Below are 2500 nucleotides of genomic sequence, written 5' to 3'. Positions count from 1 at the left end.
GAGCGAAACCGGATGAGGCCAAACCAGTCACGTGTGATACCCGGCAGGGGTTGCGTGGTTGGGGTTGTGGGATCTCTTTTCTACAGTCTGCCGGCTGTGGGACGAGTCAGAAACCGTTGATGTAGGCGAAGGACATGCGAAAGGTCCGGCGTAGAGGGTAAGACCCCCGTAGCTGAAACATCAGCGGCTCGTTTAAGAGACACCCAAGTAGCACGGGGCCCGAGAAATCCCGTGTGAATCTGGCGGGACCACCCGTTAAGCCTAAATATTCCCTGGTGACCGATAGCGGATAGTACCGTGAGGGAATGGTGAAAAGTACCGCGGGAGCGGAGTGAAATAGTACCTGAAACCGTTTGCCTACAAGCCGTGGGAGCGTCGCTGTATGTGCTTGCACATACAGTCGTGACTGCGTGCCTTTTGAAGAATGAGCCTGCGAGTTTGCGGTATGTTGCGAGGTTAACCCGTGTGGGGTAGCCGTAGCGAAAGCGAGTCCGAATAGGGCGTTGAGTAGCGTGCCCAAGACCCGAAGCGGAGTGATCTAGCCATGGGCAGGTTGAAGCGGAGGTAAGACTTCGTGGAGGACCGAACCCACCAGGGTTGAAAACCTGGGGGATGACCTGTGGTTAGGGGTGAAAGGCCAATCAAACTCCGTGATAGCTGGTTCTCCCCGAAATGCATTTAGGTGCAGCGTCGTGTGTTTCTTGCCGGAGGTAGAGCACTGGATAGGCGATGGGCCCTACCGGGTTACTGACCTTAGCCAAACTCCGAATGCCGGTAAGTGAGAGCGCGGCAGTGAGACTGTGGGGGATAAGCTCCATGGTCGAGAGGGAAACAGCCCAGAGCATCGACTAAGGCCCCTAAGCGTGTGCTAAGTGGGAAAGGATGTGGAGTCGCAGAGACAACCAGGAGGTTGGCTTAGAAGCAGCCACCCTTGAAAGAGTGCGTAATAGCTCACTGGTCAAGTGATTCCGCGCCGACAATGTAGCGGGGCTCAAGCACACCGCCGAAGTCGTGTCATTGCAGCATGAGGGCCAACGCCCGCTGTGATGGGTAGGGGAGCGTCGTGTGCCGGGTGAAGCAGCCGTGGAAACGAGTTGTGGACGGTTCACGAGTGAGAATGCAGGCATGAGTAGCGATACAAGAGTGGGAAACTCTTGCGCCGATTGACTAAGGGTTCCTGGGTCAAGCTGATCTGCCCAGGGTAAGTCGGGACCTAAGGCGAGGCCGACAGGCGTAGTCGATGGACAACCGGTTGATATTCCGGTACCCGCTTTGAAACGCCCAGTATCGAATCCATTAATGCTAAAGCCGTGAAGCCGGCCTGGAGTCTTCGGACAAAGGGACGTGGTGGAGCCGCTGACCCAAGGTGGTAGTAGGTAAGCGATGGGGTGACGCAGGAAGGTAGTCCAGCCCGGGCGGTGGTTGTCCCGGGGTAAGGGTGTAGGCCGTGTGGTAGGTAAATCCGTCACACGTTAAGGCTGAGACCTGATGCCGAGCCGATTGTGGTGAAGTGGATGATCCTATGCTGTCGAGAAAAGCCTCTAGCGAGTTTCATGGCGGCCCGTACCCTAAACCGACTCAGGTGGTCAGGTAGAGAATACCGAGGCGTTCGGGTGAACTATGGTTAAGGAACTCGGCAAAATGCCCCCGTAACTTCGGGAGAAGGGGGGCCATTGCTGGTGATGAGTCTTGCACTCTGAGCTGGTGGTGGCCGCAGAGACCAGCGAGAAGCGACTGTTTACTAAAAACACAGGTCCGTGCGAAGCCGTAAGGCGATGTATACGGACTGACGCCTGCCCGGTGCTGGAACGTTAAGGGGACCGGTTAGTCACATTTCGGTGTGGCGAAGCTGAGAACTTAAGCGCCAGTAAACGGCGGTGGTAACTATAACCATCCTAAGGTAGCGAAATTCCTTGTCGGGTAAGTTCCGACCTGCACGAATGGCGTAACGACTTCTCGACTGTCTCAACCATAGGCCCGGTGAAATTGCATTACGAGTAAAGATGCTCGTTTCGCGCAGCAGGACGGAAAGACCCCGGGACCTTTACTATAGCTTGATATTGGTGTTCGGTTCGGCTTGTGTAGGATAGGTGGGAGACTGTGAAGCATCAACGCCAGTTGGTGTGGAGTCATTGTTGAAATACCACTCTGGTCGTGCTGGATGTCTAACCTGGGTCCGTGATCCGGATCAGGGACAGTGTCTGGTGGGTAGTTTAACTGGGGCGGTTGCCTCCTAAAGAGTAACGGAGGCGCCCAAAGGTTCCCTCAGCCTGGTTGGCAATCAGGTGTTGAGTGTAAGTGCACAAGGGAGCTTGACTGTGAGACTGACGGGTCGAGCAGGTACGAAAGTAGGGACTAGTGATCCGGCGGTGGCTTGTGGAAGCGCCGTCGCTCAACGGATAAAAGGTACCCCGGGGATAACAGGCTGATCTTCCCCAAGAGTCCATATCGACGGGATGGTTTGGCACCTCGATGTCGGCTCGTCGCATCCTGGGGCTGG

At 55.8% G+C, this 2500-nt stretch carries 1 rRNA gene (cut by a window edge); it reads left to right on the top strand.

From position 1 onward, the window contains the following. Positions 1-2500: ribosomal RNA gene (locus SNA_RS28745) — 23S ribosomal RNA — on the top strand (its annotated part extends 252 nt beyond the left edge of the window); the annotation flags it as partial.

It is taken from the genome of Streptomyces natalensis ATCC 27448, from assembly GCF_000935125.1.
GTDB lineage: Bacteria > Actinomycetota > Actinomycetes > Streptomycetales > Streptomycetaceae > Streptomyces > Streptomyces natalensis.
This window is presented reverse-complemented; position numbering and strand designations above follow the sequence as displayed.